The organism is Streptomyces sp. G5(2025), from assembly GCF_049542075.1.
GTDB lineage: Bacteria > Actinomycetota > Actinomycetes > Streptomycetales > Streptomycetaceae > Streptomyces.
Map to the genome: position 1 here is coordinate 159,900 of NZ_JBMUZT010000006.1, position 16,266 is coordinate 176,165.

Sequence of the window (16,266 nt, forward strand, 5' to 3'; positions counted from 1 at the left end):
CACCGCCACGTGTGAGCCGGTCAGCCCTTCGCCGCGGCGAGTTCGTCGCGCACCGCCCGCCGCAGGACCTTGCCGCTGGGGTTACGGGGCAGTGCCTCGGCGAAGTCGTACGACGTGGGCATCTTGAAGTCCGCGAGGCGGCCGCGCAGGAACAGCAGCAGGTCCCGGGCCCCGGCCCGCTGCCCCGCGGCCAGGACCACCCGGGCGTGCACGGACTCCCCCCACCGCTCGTGCGGCAGGCCCACCACGGCCGCCCCGGCCACCGCGGGGTGCCGGGCGAGGGCGTCCTCGATCTCGGCCGGGTAGACGTTCTCCCCGGCCACGATGATCATGTCGTTGACCCGGTCGCGTACATGGACGTAGCCGTCCTCGTCCAGATATCCGGCGTCCCCCATGTGCACCCAGCCGTCCACCACCGTGCGCTCGGTGGCCTCGGGCAGCCGCCAGTAGCCGAGCATCCGGGCGGGCGTGCGCACACATATCTCCCCCACCTCCCCGACCGGCAGCTCCTTGCCCTCGGAGTCCTCGACACGCACTTCGATGCCCGGGTACGGCCGACCCGCGGCGCGCAGCCGCGGGCTGCCGGGCACATGGTCGGCGGGCGGCAGGCAGACGGCGAAGTTGCCGGTCTCACTGCTGCCGTAGATCTGGAGAAAGTCGCAGTCCAGGACGTCGATCGCCCGGCTCAGCAGGTCCTCGCCGATCGGGGAGCCGCCGTAGACCACCTTGCGCAGGGAGCCGAGGGCGCCCCTGGCCGCGGCCGGTTCGGCGAGCATCAGCTCCAGCATGGCGGGGGCCACGATGGCGGTGGTGACCCGCTCCTCCTCGATCACGCGTACCGCGTCGGAGCTGATGAAGGCGGGCAGGGAGACCACCGTGGCACCGGCGTTGAACGCCTGCATGCCGTACGAGAGGCCGCCGATGTGGAAGCCGGGCAGGCCGATCAGGCTGCGGTCGCCGGGCCGCCAGTCGAGCCAGTCGAGGCCGTGGTCCTCCATCGCCTCGGCGACGTTGAAGAAGCTGCGGTGGGCGAGGACGACGCCCTTGGGCAGGCCGCTGGTGCCGCTGGTGTAGATCTGCACGACGGGGTTGTTCTCGTCACCGTCCGCCGCCCCGCTTTCGGATGCCTCCGCGGCGGTCCCGGTGGACCGCGCGCTCTTGCGGGCGGCCAGGGACTCGGCGTCGGCGGCGTGGGCGTCCAGGCACAGCACGGTCCGCAGCGTGGGCAGCCCCTTGCGCACCTCGGTGGCCACGGACAGGTGTTCCTCGTCCACGAGGAGCACCTCGGTGGTGGAATCGCGCAGGATGTGGTCCACCTCCTGCGCGGTCAGGCGCCAGTTGACCGGGACGAGGACCGCGCCCGTGCGGGCGCAGGCGAAGGCCAGTTCCCAGTACTCCACGGCCTCCTTGCCGAGGTAGCCCACGCGGGAGCCGGGCCCGACGCCGGACGCGCGCAGGACCCGGGCCGTGCGCTCGCTCTCCCGGTCCAGCTCCCGGTAGGTGAGCGTCCGGCCGGAGCAGACGACGGCCGGCTGGTTGGGGCGGAGGGCGGCCTGCCGCGCGATCACTTTCTGAAGGGTCCGCGCGCGCGGCGTCGCGGTCATCGGTATGTTCCCGGTGGTCATCGGTGTGCTCCCGTTCGTGCCTCGTGCGCCGGTGCCTCGGCACCGGACAGCAGCTCTTCGATGTATTCGGTGAGCAGGTCCACGCTGGGCCGGTCGAAGGTGACGGAGGCCGGCAGCGTGACCCTGAAGGCGGCCTCCAGCGAGCTGCGGATCTCGACCGCGTTGAGCGAGTCCATGCCGAGGGCGGCCAGTTCGGCGTCGGGTTCCAGGTCGTCGGCCGAATCGAAGCGCAGGACGTCCGCGAGCCGGGTCCGTACGATCGCGTTGATCCCGGCCGTACGGGTGTCTCCGGGGGCGTCGGTCAGCGCGCCGGGGCCGCTCCGCGCCCCGCCTTCGGCACCACCCGGGACCAGCTCCGCGAAGAGCGCGCTCGGTGCCCTGCGGGCCACGAAGCGGTGCCAGTCGCAGTGGCCCATGAGGATGTGGGTACGCCCGGCGTCCAGCAGCTGAGGCAGCGCGCCGGTGGCCTCGTCCTCGTCCAGAAGCGTGATGCCCTGGCCCTCCCAGCTGCGGATCAGGGAGGAACTGAGCTGCCGGCCGGGCTCCGTGGGCGCCCACGGCCCCCAGTTGGCGGCGGTGGCGGGCAGGCCCGCGCCGCCGCGCTGTGCCATGAGGTGGTCGAGGAAGGCGTTGCCCGCTCCGGCGCCGGTCTGGGTGGCGGCGCCGAGCAGAGCGCCGGCGGTGGAGCAGCCGAGGAAGAAGTCGAGCTCGGGCAGGTGTGCGGTGGCCTCGTGCAGCAGCCAGGCGCCGTAGACCTTCGTGCGGAAGACGGCGTCCAGGCTCTCCCAGGTCTGCTCGGCGAGCGGCAGGTCCCGCGCGGCCTCCTGCGCGGCGTGGATCACGCCGCCCAACGGGGGCGCGGTGTCGGCGAGTTCGGCCAGGACCCGGGTCACGTCCTGCTCGGAGCCGAGGTCGCAGGCGTGGAGGCTCACTGTGACGCCGTCCCCCAGGGCGGGGGCCGGGCCGCCGGTACGGCTCAGCAGCGCCAGGTGGCGGGCGCCCAGGGCGGCAAGGCGGCGTGCGAGGGCCCCGCCGACCATGCCCGTGGCGCCGGCCACCACATACGTGCGGTCGGGGCGGACGGTGAGGGGCCGGGAGTCCGCGGGCACCGGATCGGCGGTACGCAGGCGGCGCACCCAGCGCTCGCCGTCGCGGTGGACGATCTCCGGTTCGTTCTCCCCGGCGGCCAGCCACTCCCCCACCAGACCGGCGGCGTCGGCGGGCCCGTCGGGGCGATCGGTGCCATGGGCGCCATCGATGCCATCGGCGCCGACCGTGCCGGGTCGCAGGTCCACGAGGGTCGCCCGGTATCCGGGGTACTCCAGGGCGAGGGCCCGGCCGAAGCCCCACAGGGTGGCGGCGGCCGCCGGGTCGGTGCCCTTGTCGCCGGGCAGGTGCTGCGCGCCCTCGGTGACCAGCCACAGCCGCTGGCCGCGCCCGAAGCCCTTGCGGGCCAGGGTGTCCAGTACAGCGAGCAGCTCACGGAAGTTGGCCTCGCATTCGGCGCGCAGCAGGGCCGCTCCGGTGCCCTCGCCCTGGCCCGCGCTTGGACGCCACAGCCAGCACACGTCGGTCGGCGGCTCGCCGTCCAGCGCATCGGCCAGGGCCGTCGGGTCGGCGGCGACGGCGAGGGCGACACCGTCCGCGGCGGCCGCCTCGGCGAGCCCGCGCGGCAGCCGGGCCGTGTCCCCCACGACGAGTACGCGCCGCCCCTCGCGCCGAGTACCGGGCAGGGCCTGGGAGACCCAGTGCTGCTCGTAGAACAGGCCGCCACCGGCGCCCCGTTCGCCCTCCGGAGTCCGCTCCGCCTGCCAGGCGGCCTCGGCGGCCCGGCGCTGCGGGGTGGGCAGCCAGTACCGCTTGACGTCGAAGGCGTACGACGGCAGGGGGACCCGGCGCCGCGGCGCGCCCTCGTGGTAGCCGGCCCAGGAGACCGGCACGCCCGCCTCGTACGCCTTGGCCAGGGACCGGCGGATCATGTCGCCGTCGTGGTCGTCGCGGAAGGTGCTGCTCAGCCAGACGTGGTCGGCGTCGCCGGCCGAGGACCTGGCCAGCGCGGTGAGCGCGGCCGAGGGGCCGAGTTCGACGAAGACGTGGCGCCCGCGCTGGTCGACCGCCTGGACACCCGCCTCGAACCGCACCGGTTCGAGCAGATGCCTGATCCAGTACTCAGGGTCGGCCATCTGCCGGCCGCGGGCCACGCGTCCGGTCACGTTGGACACGACGGCCATGGTCGGCATGCGGAACTCGACGGTGGCGAGCACCTCGCGGAACTCGTCGACGATTTCAGCCATCAGCGGCGAGTGGTAGGGCACCGCGCCCCGCAGCGGTGTGACCTTGACGCCGCGTTCGGTCAGGCGGCGGCCCGCGTCGGCCAGCGACGCGTCGCCGCCGGTGAGCAGGCACTGGCCGGGGCCGTTGACGGCGCCGATCGACAGGTCCGGGTAGCCCTCGACGAGGGGGGCGACCTCGGCGGCCGGTGCGCCGACCGCCGCCATGCCGCCTTTGCTGCGCAGTGCCTCGCTCAGCCGTCCTCGGGCGGCCACCAGCCGGGCCCCGTCCTGGAGCGAGAACAGCCCGGCCACCGCGGCCGCGGCGAACTCGCCCAGACTGTGGCCCATCAGCACCGAGGGGCGCACGCCCCAGGACAGCCACAGCCGGGCCATCGCGTATTCGAAACTGAACAGCGCGGGCTGGAGGCAGCGGGGTTCGTGGATGCGCTCGGGCGCCTCGCACTCGCCGCGGACCAGCTCGCCGAGGGGTACGCCGAGCAGCGGAGTCAGAATGGCGTCGCACTCGTCCAGAGCGGCGCGGAAGACGGGGTACTGCCGGTAGAGCGCGGCGCCCATGCCGGGGTACTGCGTGCCGGTGCCGGAGAAGAGGAACGCCACCTTCGGGGCGCCGGCCGAGCCGCCGCGGGTGGCGCCCGCCGCCAGGGAGGCGGTGCGCCTGCCCAGCGCCCGGACGGCGTCGTCCCGGTCGCCCACGACCTCGGCGATGCGGTGACGGAAGTGCGCGCGGCCGGTGTTGGAGGTCCGGCACAGGTCGGCGAGCGGGGTGTCGGGGTGCTGTTCCAGGTGGTCGAGGTAGCGCTCGGCGAGCTTGCGCAGTGAGGTGCGGCTCTTGGCGGAGAGGGTGAGTAGGGCGCTGGGGCACTCGTCGGCGGCGTCCTCGTCGGGTGCCTCGGCCGTGATGGCCGGCGCCTCTTCAAGGACGACGGAGGCGATCGTGCCCGTGACCCCGAAGCCGTTCACCATCGCGCGCCCGGTGCCCGTGCCGGGCCAGGGGCGCAGTTCCGTCGGGACGGTGACGGGCGCCTCGTCCCAGGCGATGCGCCGGGAGGGGGTGACGAGGTTCAGGTGGGGGAAGACCGTCCGCTCCCGCAGCTGGAGCGCCGCCTTGATGATCGAGCCGACACCGGCCGCGCCCTCCATGTGGCCGATGTTCGTCTTCAGCGACCCGACCACCATGGGCCGGGCGTTGGTGTGCGAGTCGGCGAACACGTCGCTGATGGCGTCCATCTCCGTGGGGTCGCCGAGCGCGGTGCCGGTGCCGTGGGCCTCGACGTACTGAATGTCGCCGGGTTGGAGGCGGCAGCGGGCCAGGGCTGAACGCATGACCTGTTCCTGGGCGGCGCCGTTGGGGGCGACGAGGCCCGCGCTCTCGCCGTCCTGGCCGACCGCGGAGCCGCGGATCAGGGCGTGGACGGTGTCGCCGTCCCGTCGCGCGTCGGACAGTCGCTTGAGGACGAGGACGCCGCAGCCCTCGGCGCGGGCGTAGCCGTCGGCCCGTTCGTCGAAGGTCTTGCACTGCCCGTCGGCGGCGAGCACGCCGCCCAGGGACAGGATGGTGTGGTTGTGCGCGTTGTGGATGACGTTGACGCCGCCGCTCAGCGCGACCCCGCACTCGCCGCCGCGCAGGGCCTGCACGGCCAGGTGGGTGGCGGTCAGCGACGAGGAGCAGGTGGTGTCGACGGTCATGCACGGCCCGCGCAGGCCGAGGAAGTACGACAGGCGGCCCGAGACCGCGCTGTGGGTCAGGCCGGGCGCGAGGTAGCCGTCGACGTCGGCGGGGGCGAGGTCGGTGGACTCGAAGATGTAGTCGAGGGTGGTGACGCCCATGAACACGCCGGTGTCGCCGTGCCGCAGGGAGGTGGGGTCGATGCCCGCGTGCTCCAGCGCCTCCCAGGCCGTCTGGAGTGCCAGCCGCTGCTGCGGGTCGATGTAGGGGGCCTCCTTGGGCGAGATGGAGAAGAAGGCGGCGTCGAAGCGGTCGACATCGTGCACGAAGCCGCCGGGCGGCAGGTGTCCGTCGTCCGGCGCCAGTTGGCGGCGCTCGTCCGCCGGCAGCGGTCCGACGCCCGAGCGGCCCTCGCGCAGGAATCGCGCGAACGTGCCGACGTCGTTGTTCCCGCCCGGAATGCGCAGCCCCATTCCCACGATCGCTATGGGTTCGTATTTCTCGCGTTCCAGGGCGGCGAGCGCTTCCTCCTTGCTTCGTAAATCGGCGAGTACGGCGGCCAACTCGGCCGCCGTAGGGTTCGGTGTGTCCGACATTTTCCCTCCGGTCAGGAAGTGGTTCACGCGCAGAGATGGTCTATCAACTGACCGGCGGTCGGGTGACCGAAAAGAGCGGCCGTCGAAATCTCGCACTCCAGCTTTTTCTCCAGGGAAAGCTTCACCTCGCTCAGCCGCAGTGAGGTGAGCCCCAGGTCGAGGAAGCCCGCGTCCAGGGGGAACTCATCGTGCGGGGTCATGAAGAGAGCGCTCCTGAACTCCCCCACGACCAAGGTCTCGACGAGCTCCCGGCGCTCGTGCTCGGGCAGGAGCCTCAGCTCCTCCATGGCGGGAAAATCATGCGACACCCACCTCACCGCCTCTCTGCGAATCGACTGCTGACCAAAATCGAAACAGTCACTCCTGATGGTGACCTGATAGCCGACTGATGACGTCCGATGGCGGCCGATTCACATCTTCGGGATGGTTTATCCCTGTCGAATCGGTGTTATGTTTCCGGCATGAACGAAAATGAATTCGACTTGGTCGATGAATTAGACAGGACACTCAAGACGCTGGGCCTCTCGCGCCATGACGCGGTCAGCGAACTCGTCGTGGACGGACAGGACCCGCTGGTGCCGTCCACCATCCGGCTCGGCTCGGCCATGGGCATCGCGCTGCTGTCCTCCGCCGTCGGCGCGGCCCAGATCTGGCAGGCCGCGACGGGCCGCCCGCAGCGGCTGGGGCTGGACCTCGGGCAGGCGCTGCACCAGCTCACGCCCTACCTCGGCGGCGGCAACACCCTGAACGGCTACGGCTCCAACATGGGCAGCGTCCTGGGGCTCGGCGGCGCTCCCGCCCCGGCCCTGTGGGACCTGTACCGCACCGCGGACGACCGCTGGGCCATCCCGATCGCCTGCTACCCGCACACCCGCGACACCTTCCTCGACCTGCTCGGCACCGCGCACACCCGCGAGCACATCGGCGCGGCCATCGCGGGCCGGATCTCCTGGGAGCTGGAGGAGGAGGCGGCCGCCCGGGGTGTGCCCCTGGCGATCGTCCGCAGCCGGGAGGAGTTCCTCGCCCACCCGCAGGGCCGGGCCGTTCTCGGCGAACCCCTCGTGGCCGTCGAGCGCGTGGGCGACGCCCCGCCGCGTCCGCTGCCGGCCGGTAACCAGCCGCTGTCCGGTCTGCGCTCCTTGCAGTTCACCCATGTCTTCGCGGGCACCGCGGCCGGGCGGGTCCTCGCCGAACAGGGTGCCGACGTCCTGCATGTGTGCGAGCCGAACGCCTTCGACCACGACCTGTGCTGGAACGAGACGGGTGTCGGCCTGCGCTCGGCCCGGCTCGCCCTGGGCGCCGACGGCGACGGCCGCCGCGCCTTCGACGAACTGCTGCGCACCGCGGACGTCTTCGTGCACAACCACCGGCCCTCCAAGATGGCCCGGCTCGGACTGACCCCCGAGGAGTGCGCCGAGATCTCCCCCGGCATCATCCACGTATCCGTACGCTGCTACGGCCACAGCGGCCCGTGGCAGGACCGCGGCGGCTTCGACCAGCACGCCCAGGCGCTGACCGGCGTCAACTGGAGCGAACGGCGGGATGGACGCCCTCAACTGCCGCCCGGCCGCATGCTCAACGACTACCTGGCCGCCTATCTCGCCGCCGCCGGCGTCATGAGCGCGGTCCTGCGCCGCGCGCACGAGGGCGGCAGCTACCGGGTCCGGGTCTCCCTGGCCGGTGTCGCCAACTGGGCGTGGCAGCTGGGCACGTTCACGCGCTCGGAGTCCGAGCGGCTGCTGCCCTCGACTCCGCTGCCGCCGCCCCGGCGCCTCACCCGGGCCACCCCGCTCGGCGACCTCTCCCTGGTCGCGCCGCCGGTCAGCCTGAGCGAGACCCCGCCCGCCTGGCGCGGTCAACTCCTGGTCCCGCGCGGCTCGTCGCAGCCGCGCTGGTACGACGACCGGGCGGCCTGACATCCCCACGCGCCCCCGTCCCCGCCCTCCCTTGTGACTCACCTGACTCACCCGCCCCGCGCCGGCCTCACATGCCGGCCCCTGCCAAGGAGCCCTCACATGTCCCGCATCCCCTGCCTCGACACCGAGGCCCTGCCCGAAGCCCTGCGCTCCCTCAGCCAGGGACGCATCATCAACGTGTACCGGATACTCGGTCACGCACCCCGTTCGGTGACGCAGATAGCCCGCCTGGGCGCCGCGCTCTTCGCCGAGGGCAGCCTCAGCGCGATCGACCGCGAACTGCTCATCCTCACCTACGCCACCGCTTTCGAGGCCGAGTACGAGTGGGCGCAGCACGTCCCCATCTCCCGGGCCGCGGGTGTCACCGACGCACAGCGCGAGGCCCTGCGCCACAGGCGGTACGACGCCGACGTCTTCACCGAGGCCCAGCGGGCGCTCGTGAGCTTCGCCGCGGCCGCGGCGGCCTCGCCGCTCGTGGACGACGCCCGCCACGCGGCCGTGGCCGCCCACTACTCCGCGGAGCAGATCGTCGAGACCCTCGTCCTGGCGGGTTTCTACTACCTGCTGGCCCGCGTCTGCACCGTCCTGGACGTCGAGATCGACGCGGCGCAGACCGACGAGCTGGTACGCATGGCCCAGACGATGCACAGCCACTGATCTGCGGGGAGGGGGCGCGGAGGCGGGCCCCCGGCGCGGGGCGGTGCGCACGGCTTGAGTAGGTTTGGTGATCACCGACCCAGGAGACATCAGTGCCCCGCCGCCCCAGCGTTCTGTTCGTGACCGATCTCGCCTACGAGGCGCGAGGGCGGCGTTACTGCGACGAGGACATCTTCCTGTCGTCGCGGCTGCGGAACGACTTCGACATCGCGCTGTGCCATCCGCTGGACGCCGCCGCCCTGATGGACTCCTTCGACGCGGTCGTGGTCCGCAACAGCGGCCCCGTGCTGCACTACCAGAAGGAGTACGACGCCTTCCGGGACCGGGCCGCGGCGCGCGGGACCCGGGTCTACAACCCGCTGTCCGGCAGGGCCGACATGGCCGGCAAGCAGTACCTGCTGGACCTGACGGCCGCCGGGTACCCGGTCATCCCCACCGTCGACCGGCGCGAGGACCTGGGCGCGCTGCCCGAGGCAGGCCAGTACGTGGTCAAGCCGAAGGCGGGGGCGGACTCCATCGGCCTCCGCTTCGTGTCCCGTGACCAACTGGACGGGCTCGCCTACGGCGACGTCCTGGTCCAGCCCCGCGTCGACTTCCGCTACGAGGTGTCGTTCTACTACGTCGACGACGCCTTCCAGTACGCCCTCCACGCGCCCGACCCGCAGCGTCGCTGGGCCCTTGAGCCCTACCGGCCCACGGACGCCGATCTCGGTTTCGCCCACCGTTTCATCGACTGGAACACCCTCGATCACGGCATCCAGCGCGTGGACGCCTGTCGTACCCAGGAGGGCGACCTCCTCCTGGTCGAGCTGGAGGACCTCAACCCCTACCTGTCCCTGGACCTTGTCGACGACACGACCCGCGCCGCCTTCGTCACCAGCATGACGGCCTCCCTCCACCGGCTCCTGGGCGGCCCTCGCGCACAGTAATGATGCGATGACGGTAGGTAGTATTCTGGCGTGCCGTCAGCGTCTCGCCCGGGCCCGTACGGCCGGTCGGCCCCACCCGAAGGAAACCTCATGCGTCGCTCCCTCGTCAGTGCCTGCGCAGTTCTGTCGACGTTCGTGGCCGCGGTGCCGGCCGCCGCCGGTGACCGGGCCCAGGCCCCTCAAGCCGCGGCGTGCGGAAGCCACAAGGCGGCCTGGGTCGGAACGTACAAGGACGCGAAGCAACGCGGCACCTTCGAGTTCCGGAAGAACGGCACGGCCACGCTCACCTCCCGCACTGGAGCGGCGCGCCCCTTCGCGTTCCGGGTGGTCGAGTACGGGAACGGCGACTGGCGCGCCCGTCTCACGTTCGGCGACGACAACAGGCGGCTGACGGACCTGACCCCCCGGTGCGGCTCCCGGCACGCGCCCGCGCGCGTCACCCGGTTCGACATGCTCGGCCGCGCCGACTTCGTACGCGCCTGAGTCGTACCTGTCCCCCCGGCCGGGGCCGTCTCTTTCGGCCCTTGCCGGGCCCGGGCCGCCGGGCCGGGCGGCGATCGCGCAGAGTACTCCGTATGACGACACCCTCGGAGCTGCTGCGCTCCTTCGCCCGCACCCGCGCCTCGCTCGACGGCGAGGAGGTCACCTACTGGTGGTCCGGAGACGTGTACTCCTGGGCCCCCGATGAGCCCTACCAGCACGTCTTCGGCTTCGAAGGACTGAACGTCGCGCGCCTGGTCCAGGACGCCGAGGCCGGTCCCGACGCGTACCAACTGCTCAGCCGGGAAGTCGGCTTCTACCTGGACCCCACCAGCCGCGAGATCCTGGAGACCTGGCAGGACCTGCCGGTGGTGCACATATGGAACGACCCGGCGAACCAGAAGTGGCGCCCCTTCCCGATCCCGACGACCGAGCTCGGCGGACAGGTCTGCTTCAGCCTGGAGATACCGCTCGCCTACCCTTCGCCGCTGCCGGTGGCGCAGTACCCCGTCCACTCGGCCGGTGACACGTACAAGGCCCTGGAGCTCTTCCAGTTCTTCGCCGACCGCGCCGACCTGGCCGGCCCGGCGCCGAGCGTTCCGGCCACCATGTCGTGGACCCGGATGTCCCCGTGGCTCCCGTGGATGGCCCGCGGCCAAGAGCCCGGCGGCCTCACCTTCCACTGCCGGGGCCGCAAGCTCGGGTCGTACGCCGAAGTCCCCGAGCAGGCCCGGGCCTACGTCGCCGGCCACCACCCGCAGTTCGCGCGGGCACCGGAGAAGTGGAGCGAGCCGAACGAGACCAGCTGGACGTACTTCCGCAAGCTCAACCCGCCGAAGTAGCCGCCGCCGCGACGGCTGCGCGCCCCCGCGTCAGGCGTGCTGTGCCCGGTCGTACACCTTCTTCGCCGTGGCGCCCAGCACCTCTGCGCGCATCTCGGTCGGGGTCAGGGAGTCCAGCGCGCTGTTGACCGAGATCAACACGCCCTTGCCGGTAGAGGACTTGAAGTCGGCCAGCCACGGGCCGCCGCTGGATCCGCCGCTCATGTCACAGGGGATGGCCTGCAAGCCGCTCTTCTTCTTCGCCGTGCCGACGCAGCGCAGGAGTTCCTCGCCGAGCTGCGGGCGGGTCGCGGAGTAGCCGAAGGCGGAGACCTTGTCACCTACGGGGCGGTTGAAGGCGATGGCCTGGCCGCCCACGACGTCGGTGAGCTTGCGGCCGCTCTTGTCGGCGTCGACGACCAGGGCGGACATGTCGTTGGTGGAGTCCTTCTCCCAGGTGCGCGGGGCCAGGGCCTGGCGGACCGCGAACACGCCGTGCGGCTTCTGGCCCTTGTGGTAACCGGGGACGAACACCATCGAGCTGTTGGTGTTGTACGGGGAGGAACCGCGCCGTACGCAGTGTGCCGCGGTCATGACGGCGGAGCGGTTGGCGCTCTTCACGGCGGTGGCCGTGCACCAGGTGTCGGCGCCGTTCGCGTTGACGAAGAAGAGCCGCCCCACGGTCTTGAGGGAGGTGCCCCGCCACGGCTTGGCCTTCGGTCCGGTCGGGCCGAGCTCCACGGACTTGCCGACTGCCTTCATGCGGGCGGCTGTCCAGTAGGCGAGGGCGTCCCGGCGTTCGGCGGCGGTGTACTTCATGACGGAGACGGGGTCGGCCGCGGCGGCACGGGCCCGGCCCGCGACGGCCGTTGCCGGGGTGGCCGTCGCCGGGGCGGCCGGAGCGGTGAGGGCGAGCACCATGCCGGCCACGGCGAGTCCCGTGATCCGGCGGTACGGACGTCCGGTCACGGAAGCGGGTGTCTCGGTCACAGCGGATGTCTCCTTGGCTGGGGCGGGAAGCGGACATGGCCGTCGGGCCGCCCTGCAAGAGGAGGGAATCCGCCTGTCCGGTTCCGTTGTCGACGACCTGTGACATGCACGCCCGCGGCTCCGGGCACAGCTACGGGACCTGCCACCTCCTTTGCTCAACCTGTCCGGAGGTCGCCGTTGACGCGGACCCCGTCCGCTCTGCCGGGTGTGACGACCGCGAGTTCGTAGTCGTGTCGTGTGCCGGTTTGCCACTGCCCGCCGGCCAGGGGCACGGTGGCGATGTTGGGCACGGGCCCGCCGGTCCAGTCGAGGTGGCCGGCGATGGTGTCGAGGCGGCCTCTGCTCAGGGCGGCGGCCACGGACCGACGGTCGGTGGGGTCGTCGGCGGTCGTCAGAGCGTGTGCGGCGACCTCGAACAGGGCGTAGGCCAGGCCGAGAGGCTGCAACCACTGCCGTCCCGTCAACTGCTCGTAGGACTCCGCCAGTTGGGCCGCGGTCGTGCCGTCGAGGGACGAGCGATAGGGGTGGCCCGGGGTCCAGTACACGAGGGTGGCCACGTCGGCCTGGGCGGACTGGCGGCCGCTGACGGTGGGGGACGGCGGGTAGGCCAGCCATCGTGAGCAGGTGATCAGGCGGGGCTGCCAGCCGCTCTCGGCGGCCTGGGCACGGAAGAGGGCCAGGTCCTGTCCGGTGGCCGCGCTGGTGACGACTGCGGCGTCGGCGTCCCGGAACGCGGCGACGTGCCGATCGAGGTCCACGGCCGGCTCCTGGTACGGCCCGGGCTCCACCAGCTGGTGTCCCCGGCCGCGGGCGGCCGGTGCGAAACCGTGCTCGGGATGGCGCGACCAGGCGCCCTGCGGGCCGTCGTTCCACAGGCAGCCCACTCTCTGCCGTCCCGCGCCGCCCGCTTCTTCCCACAGGTCGGCGAAGGTCTCGGCGATGTCGTCCAGCCCCCAGCAGAAGTGGTACGTCCAGTCGAAGGGACACGCCGCGTCCGCTCCTCGCCCGTAGTAGTAGACCTGCCAGGGGAAGGTGCTCGACAGGCATGGCACCCCAATGGACTCGCAGGTGTCCGCGACGGCCGGCAGGACCTGCGTTCCGGCCAGGGTCACGATGATCGCGGCGTTCTCGTCCTGGACGAGTTCCTTCACCGCCTGCCGTGCGCCGTCGGCGGACGAACGGCTGTCCCGGCCCGCCAGCCGGATCCGGAAGCCGCGCGGGCCGGCCGCGGCCAGTTCGGGTTCCAGCAAGGTCATGGCGAAGTCCAGGGGGTCGCCCAGACTGGTCAGCCGTCCCGTGCGGGCGACGACGACACCCACCGTGAGGACCCGCTCCCGCCCACCGTTCACAACGCTGTCGCTCATCCTGTTTCCTCGCTGTGTGAGTCCCGTTCGCCCCACACTCCCCACCGGCCGGCAGGCGCAAGAGGGCTGAACGAGTGATGCGTGCGTGCGGGACGGGAGTGAGAGCGCAGGTCCTGGGCACTCGCGGGGAGAGGAAACGACGCACCGCCCGGCGTCGGCGGAAGGGCCCGGGCGCGTTCCACGAGGAAAGGTGTCATCCATGTCGCAAGTCGAGGAATCCATCGAGGTCGACGTGCCGGTCCGTACGGCCTACAACCAGTGGACCCAGTTCGAGACGTTCCCCGAGTTCATGGAAGGCGTGCAGCGGATCGAGCAGCGCACCGACAAGCTCACCCACTGGGTGACGAAGATCGGCGGTGTGGAGCGGGAGTTCGACGCCACGATCACCGAGCAGATCCCGGACGAGCGCGTGGCATGGACCACCGTCGACGGGCAGGCCAGGCAAGCCGGCGTCGTCACCTTCCACCGCTTGGGCGACGCGCGGACGAAGGTCATGCTCCAGCTGGACTACGACCCCGAGGGCCTGGCCGAGACGGTCGGCGACAAGCTCGGCTTCGTCAAGCGGCAGGTCTCCGGCGACCTGGGGCGGTTCAAGAAGTTCATCGAGCAGCGCGGCGGCGAGACCGGCGCCTGGCGCGGTGCGGTCTGACCGTTCCCCACATCGCAGTTCGACTCGCCCACATCAGACGGTAATACGAGGGGCCCGTCCGCGTCATACGCGGACGGGCCCCTGTCGAGCGCCGGGCAGGCCTTGCACCTGCATCTCCCCGCAGGAAGCGGGATGTCTTTCCTTGGACCACCGACGCATCGCCGGCCACCGCGAACCGCGGCGACCAGTGCAAGATCAACTATAGCGCATCGCCCCGGCGGGCGATTTGCCGGTCCTTCCGGTTCGGTCTAATTTGCGTGGATACGACTCTTTCTCGGCCGACCAGAGGAGAGAAACTCCATGGTGAAAGGCCTTCCGCGTGGAAAGGCCCGCCAGTCTCGTGGGCCGGAGGCGGATGCCACGCGCTCGTCGCGTTCGGCGACGGACCGCATGGCGCGTACGCTGCTGCGGCGCCGGAAGAAGGCGCTCAGCGCCGAGGACGTGATGGTCTCGGACCGTCCCAAGGTGCGACGCGCGGTGACAGCCGCGGCGCTCGGCAACACCATGGAGTGGTTCGACTTCGGCGTCTACGCCTATCTGGCGGGCACGATCGGCAAGGTCTTCTTCCCTGCCAGCTCGCCGGGCGTCCAGGTCGTCGCCGCCTTCGCCACCTTCGCCGCGGCGTTTCTCGTCCGGCCCCTGGGCGGGCTCGTGTTCGGGCCGCTCGGTGACCGTATCGGCCGGCAGCGGGTGCTCGCGGCGACCATGATCATGATGGCCGTGAGCACCTTCGCGGTCGGGCTGCTGCCCACGTACGCCTCGATCGGATTCGCCGCCCCGCTGCTGCTCCTCGTATGCCGGCTGGTCCAGGGTTTCTCCACGGGCGGCGAGTACGCCGGTGCCACCACCTACATCGCCGAGTACGCGCCCGACCAGCGGCGCGGATTCCTCGGCAGCTGGCTCGACTTCGGCACCTTCATCGGCTACTCCCTGGGCTCCGGCCTGGTCACCGTCCTCACGCTGGCTCTCGGGTCCGACGGCATGGAGAGCTGGGGCTGGCGCATTCCCTTCTTCGTCGCGGGGCCGCTCGGACTCATCGGCCTGTACATGCGCGTGAAGCTGGAGGAGACGCCCGCTTTCCAGCAGGAGGCGGCGTCCGCCGCGGCCGAGCGGGAAGTCGTCCACCAGCGGGGCGAGAGCGACCCCGTCGAGCAGGCCCGCCAGTCCGGCAAGGGCCGTCTCAAGGAGATCTTCACCCGTCACTGGCAGGCGGTGCTGATCTGCATGGGGCTTGTGCTGCTCTACAACGTCACGAACTACATGGTGACGTCGTATCTCCCCACCTTCATGACGGTGACGCTGGGAGAGAGCGACACCACGGCGCAGCTGCTGGTGCTCGGCACCATGCTGCTGGTGGCGCTCGCCATCACCACCGTGGGCCGCAGTTCGGACCGGTGGGGCAGACGCCCGATGTTCATGGCGGGCAGCATCGCGCTGATGGTGCTCGCCGTCCCGGCGTTCCTGCTGATCCGAGAAGGCGGCATCCTCATGCCCGCCTTCGGGTGCGCGATCCTCGGTCTGCTCCTGGTCTGCTTCGCGGGCACGGCCGCGGCCACACTGCCCGCCCTGTTCCCCACGCGTCTGCGGTACGGCGCCCTGTCGATCTCGTACAACATCTCCGTCTCCCTCTTCGGCGGCACCACCCCGCTGCTCGCCTCCTACCTGGTCGACTCCACCGGCAACACCCTCGTGCCCGCCTTCTACTTGATGGTGGCGGGCGCGATCGGCCTGGTGTCGACGTTCTTCCTGCACGAGACGGCCGGACGGCCGCTGCGCGGCTCCGGGCCCATGGTGGAGACGCAGGACGAGGCCCGCGAGTTGGTGGCGCGCAGCCGCGCGGAGGCGGGGCGCCACGCGCGTGACGTGTGGCTGCGCCTGTGGCATCCGCGCGGCGGGCGCGGGCGGGACGACAGCAAGAGGTCCGGCGGACGCGGGGAGTGACGGGGCGGGGAGTGACGGGGGCGGGGTGGTGCGGGGCGGCGAGCGTTGTGCCGTCAACAGGCGGAGACGTGCTGGTACGTGTGCGTGTACGGTACGGGTGCAGCTGGTTCGCCCTGTCCGCCAGACAGGCGCGTCGCAAGAGGGAACCCGGTGGGAATCCGGGACTGCCCCGCAGCGGTGAGCGGAAACGACAGCCGTCATACGCACTGGACCCGGCCGGGTCCGGGAAGCGACGGCCAGTAGGTGTCCGCCGGGAGACCGGCGGACGGGTCCGCGAGTCCGAAGACCTGCCACTGCCCGTGCGCCGACGCGCGCGGAGACCTCGGTGACCTCGTGGG

The 16,266-nt window shown here is 71.6% G+C and carries 12 protein-coding genes and 1 riboswitch; of the genes, 7 read left to right on the plus strand and 5 right to left on the minus strand.

Annotation, left to right across the window (positions count from 1 at the left end):
- Window positions 1-20 precede the first annotated feature (20 nt).
- Genes ACOBQB_RS11375 through ACOBQB_RS11385 form a run of 3 tightly spaced genes read right to left on the minus strand, consistent with a single transcriptional unit; the run spans window position 21 to window position 6,468 of the window.
- Window positions 21-1,625 (minus strand): long-chain-fatty-acid--CoA ligase, encoded by a 1,605-nt coding sequence (locus ACOBQB_RS11375; protein ID WP_423591107.1) that lies wholly within the window; start codon window positions 1,623-1,625, stop codon window positions 21-23.
- Window positions 1,622-6,181: a type I polyketide synthase gene (locus ACOBQB_RS11380; RefSeq protein WP_423591108.1), complete on the minus strand. Its 4,560-nt coding sequence runs from the start codon at window positions 6,179-6,181 to the stop codon at window positions 1,622-1,624. The genes ACOBQB_RS11375 and ACOBQB_RS11380 overlap by 4 nt, the downstream gene beginning before the upstream one ends.
- A gap of 23 nt (window positions 6,182-6,204) precedes the next feature.
- Window positions 6,205-6,468: an acyl carrier protein gene (locus ACOBQB_RS11385; RefSeq protein WP_423591110.1), complete on the minus strand. Its 264-nt coding sequence runs from the start codon at window positions 6,466-6,468 to the stop codon at window positions 6,205-6,207.
- Window positions 6,469-6,642: 174 nt separating this feature from the next.
- On the opposite strand from ACOBQB_RS11385, the gene ACOBQB_RS11390 reads away from it, so the two are divergent.
- The 5 genes from ACOBQB_RS11390 (at window position 6,643) to ACOBQB_RS11410 (ending at window position 11,005) form a co-directional block, all read left to right on the plus strand.
- Window positions 6,643-8,097: a CoA transferase gene (locus ACOBQB_RS11390; RefSeq protein WP_423591112.1), complete on the plus strand. Its 1,455-nt coding sequence runs from the start codon at window positions 6,643-6,645 to the stop codon at window positions 8,095-8,097.
- Window positions 8,098-8,196: 99 nt separating this feature from the next.
- Window positions 8,197-8,754, plus strand: coding sequence for a carboxymuconolactone decarboxylase family protein (locus ACOBQB_RS11395; protein ID WP_423591114.1), 558 nt, complete (start codon window positions 8,197-8,199; stop codon window positions 8,752-8,754).
- A 92-nt stretch (window positions 8,755-8,846) separates the two neighbouring features.
- Window positions 8,847-9,683, plus strand: a complete 837-nt coding sequence (locus tag ACOBQB_RS11400) for a hypothetical protein (RefSeq protein WP_423591115.1) — start codon at window positions 8,847-8,849, stop codon at window positions 9,681-9,683.
- A gap of 90 nt (window positions 9,684-9,773) precedes the next feature.
- Entirely contained in the window at window positions 9,774-10,166 is a 393-nt protein-coding gene (locus ACOBQB_RS11405; protein ID WP_423591117.1) for a hypothetical protein, read from the plus strand.
- 92 nt (window positions 10,167-10,258) lie between these two features.
- The gene (locus tag ACOBQB_RS11410; protein WP_423591119.1) at window positions 10,259-11,005 is read left to right on the plus strand and encodes a DUF1838 family protein; all 747 of its coding nucleotides are present in this window, start codon (window positions 10,259-10,261) and stop codon (window positions 11,003-11,005) included.
- 30 nt (window positions 11,006-11,035) lie between these two features.
- Here the strand turns inward: ACOBQB_RS11410 and ACOBQB_RS11415 are convergent, their stop codons facing one another.
- On the minus strand, window positions 11,036-11,974 hold the full coding sequence (locus tag ACOBQB_RS11415; RefSeq protein ID WP_423591121.1) for a trypsin-like serine peptidase: 939 nt from the start codon (window positions 11,972-11,974) through the stop codon (window positions 11,036-11,038).
- A 155-nt stretch (window positions 11,975-12,129) separates the two neighbouring features.
- Complete coding sequence (locus ACOBQB_RS11420) at window positions 12,130-13,338, minus strand: ABC transporter substrate-binding protein (protein ID WP_423591122.1); 1,209 nt, start codon at window positions 13,336-13,338, stop codon at window positions 12,130-12,132.
- 199 nt (window positions 13,339-13,537) lie between these two features.
- Here ACOBQB_RS11420 and ACOBQB_RS11425 point away from each other — a divergent pair, with 199 nt between their 5' ends.
- Complete coding sequence (locus ACOBQB_RS11425; protein WP_423591124.1) at window positions 13,538-13,987, plus strand: SRPBCC family protein; 450 nt, start codon at window positions 13,538-13,540, stop codon at window positions 13,985-13,987.
- 390 nt (window positions 13,988-14,377) lie between these two features.
- Window positions 14,378-15,928, plus strand: a complete 1,551-nt coding sequence (proP, locus tag ACOBQB_RS11430) for a glycine betaine/L-proline transporter ProP (protein ID WP_423591126.1) — start codon at window positions 14,378-14,380, stop codon at window positions 15,926-15,928.
- A gap of 86 nt (window positions 15,929-16,014) precedes the next feature.
- Window positions 16,015-16,237, plus strand: a riboswitch (cobalamin riboswitch).
- Window positions 16,238-16,266 lie beyond the last annotated feature (29 nt).

Excerpts from the sequence above, each read along its gene's own strand:
- ACOBQB_RS11390 (WP_423591112.1), top strand. The coding sequence starts at position 6,643 with ATGAACGAAAATGAATTCGACTTGGTCGATGAATTAGACAGGACACTC.
- ACOBQB_RS11385 (WP_423591110.1), bottom strand. The coding sequence starts at position 6,468 with ATGGAGGAGCTGAGGCTCCTGCCCGAGCACGAGCGCCGGGAGCTCGTC.
- proP (WP_423591126.1), top strand. The coding sequence starts at position 14,378 with ATGGCGCGTACGCTGCTGCGGCGCCGGAAGAAGGCGCTCAGCGCCGAG.
- ACOBQB_RS11420 (WP_423591122.1), bottom strand. The coding sequence starts at position 13,338 with ATGAGCGACAGCGTTGTGAACGGTGGGCGGGAGCGGGTCCTCACGGTG.
- ACOBQB_RS11425 (WP_423591124.1), top strand. The coding sequence starts at position 13,538 with ATGTCGCAAGTCGAGGAATCCATCGAGGTCGACGTGCCGGTCCGTACG.
- ACOBQB_RS11395 (WP_423591114.1), top strand. The coding sequence starts at position 8,197 with ATGTCCCGCATCCCCTGCCTCGACACCGAGGCCCTGCCCGAAGCCCTG.
- ACOBQB_RS11410 (WP_423591119.1), top strand. The coding sequence starts at position 10,259 with ATGACGACACCCTCGGAGCTGCTGCGCTCCTTCGCCCGCACCCGCGCC.
- ACOBQB_RS11375 (WP_423591107.1), bottom strand. The coding sequence starts at position 1,625 with ATGACCACCGGGAACATACCGATGACCGCGACGCCGCGCGCGCGGACC.
- ACOBQB_RS11405 (WP_423591117.1), top strand. The coding sequence starts at position 9,774 with ATGCGTCGCTCCCTCGTCAGTGCCTGCGCAGTTCTGTCGACGTTCGTG.
- ACOBQB_RS11380 (WP_423591108.1), bottom strand. The coding sequence starts at position 6,181 with ATGTCGGACACACCGAACCCTACGGCGGCCGAGTTGGCCGCCGTACTC.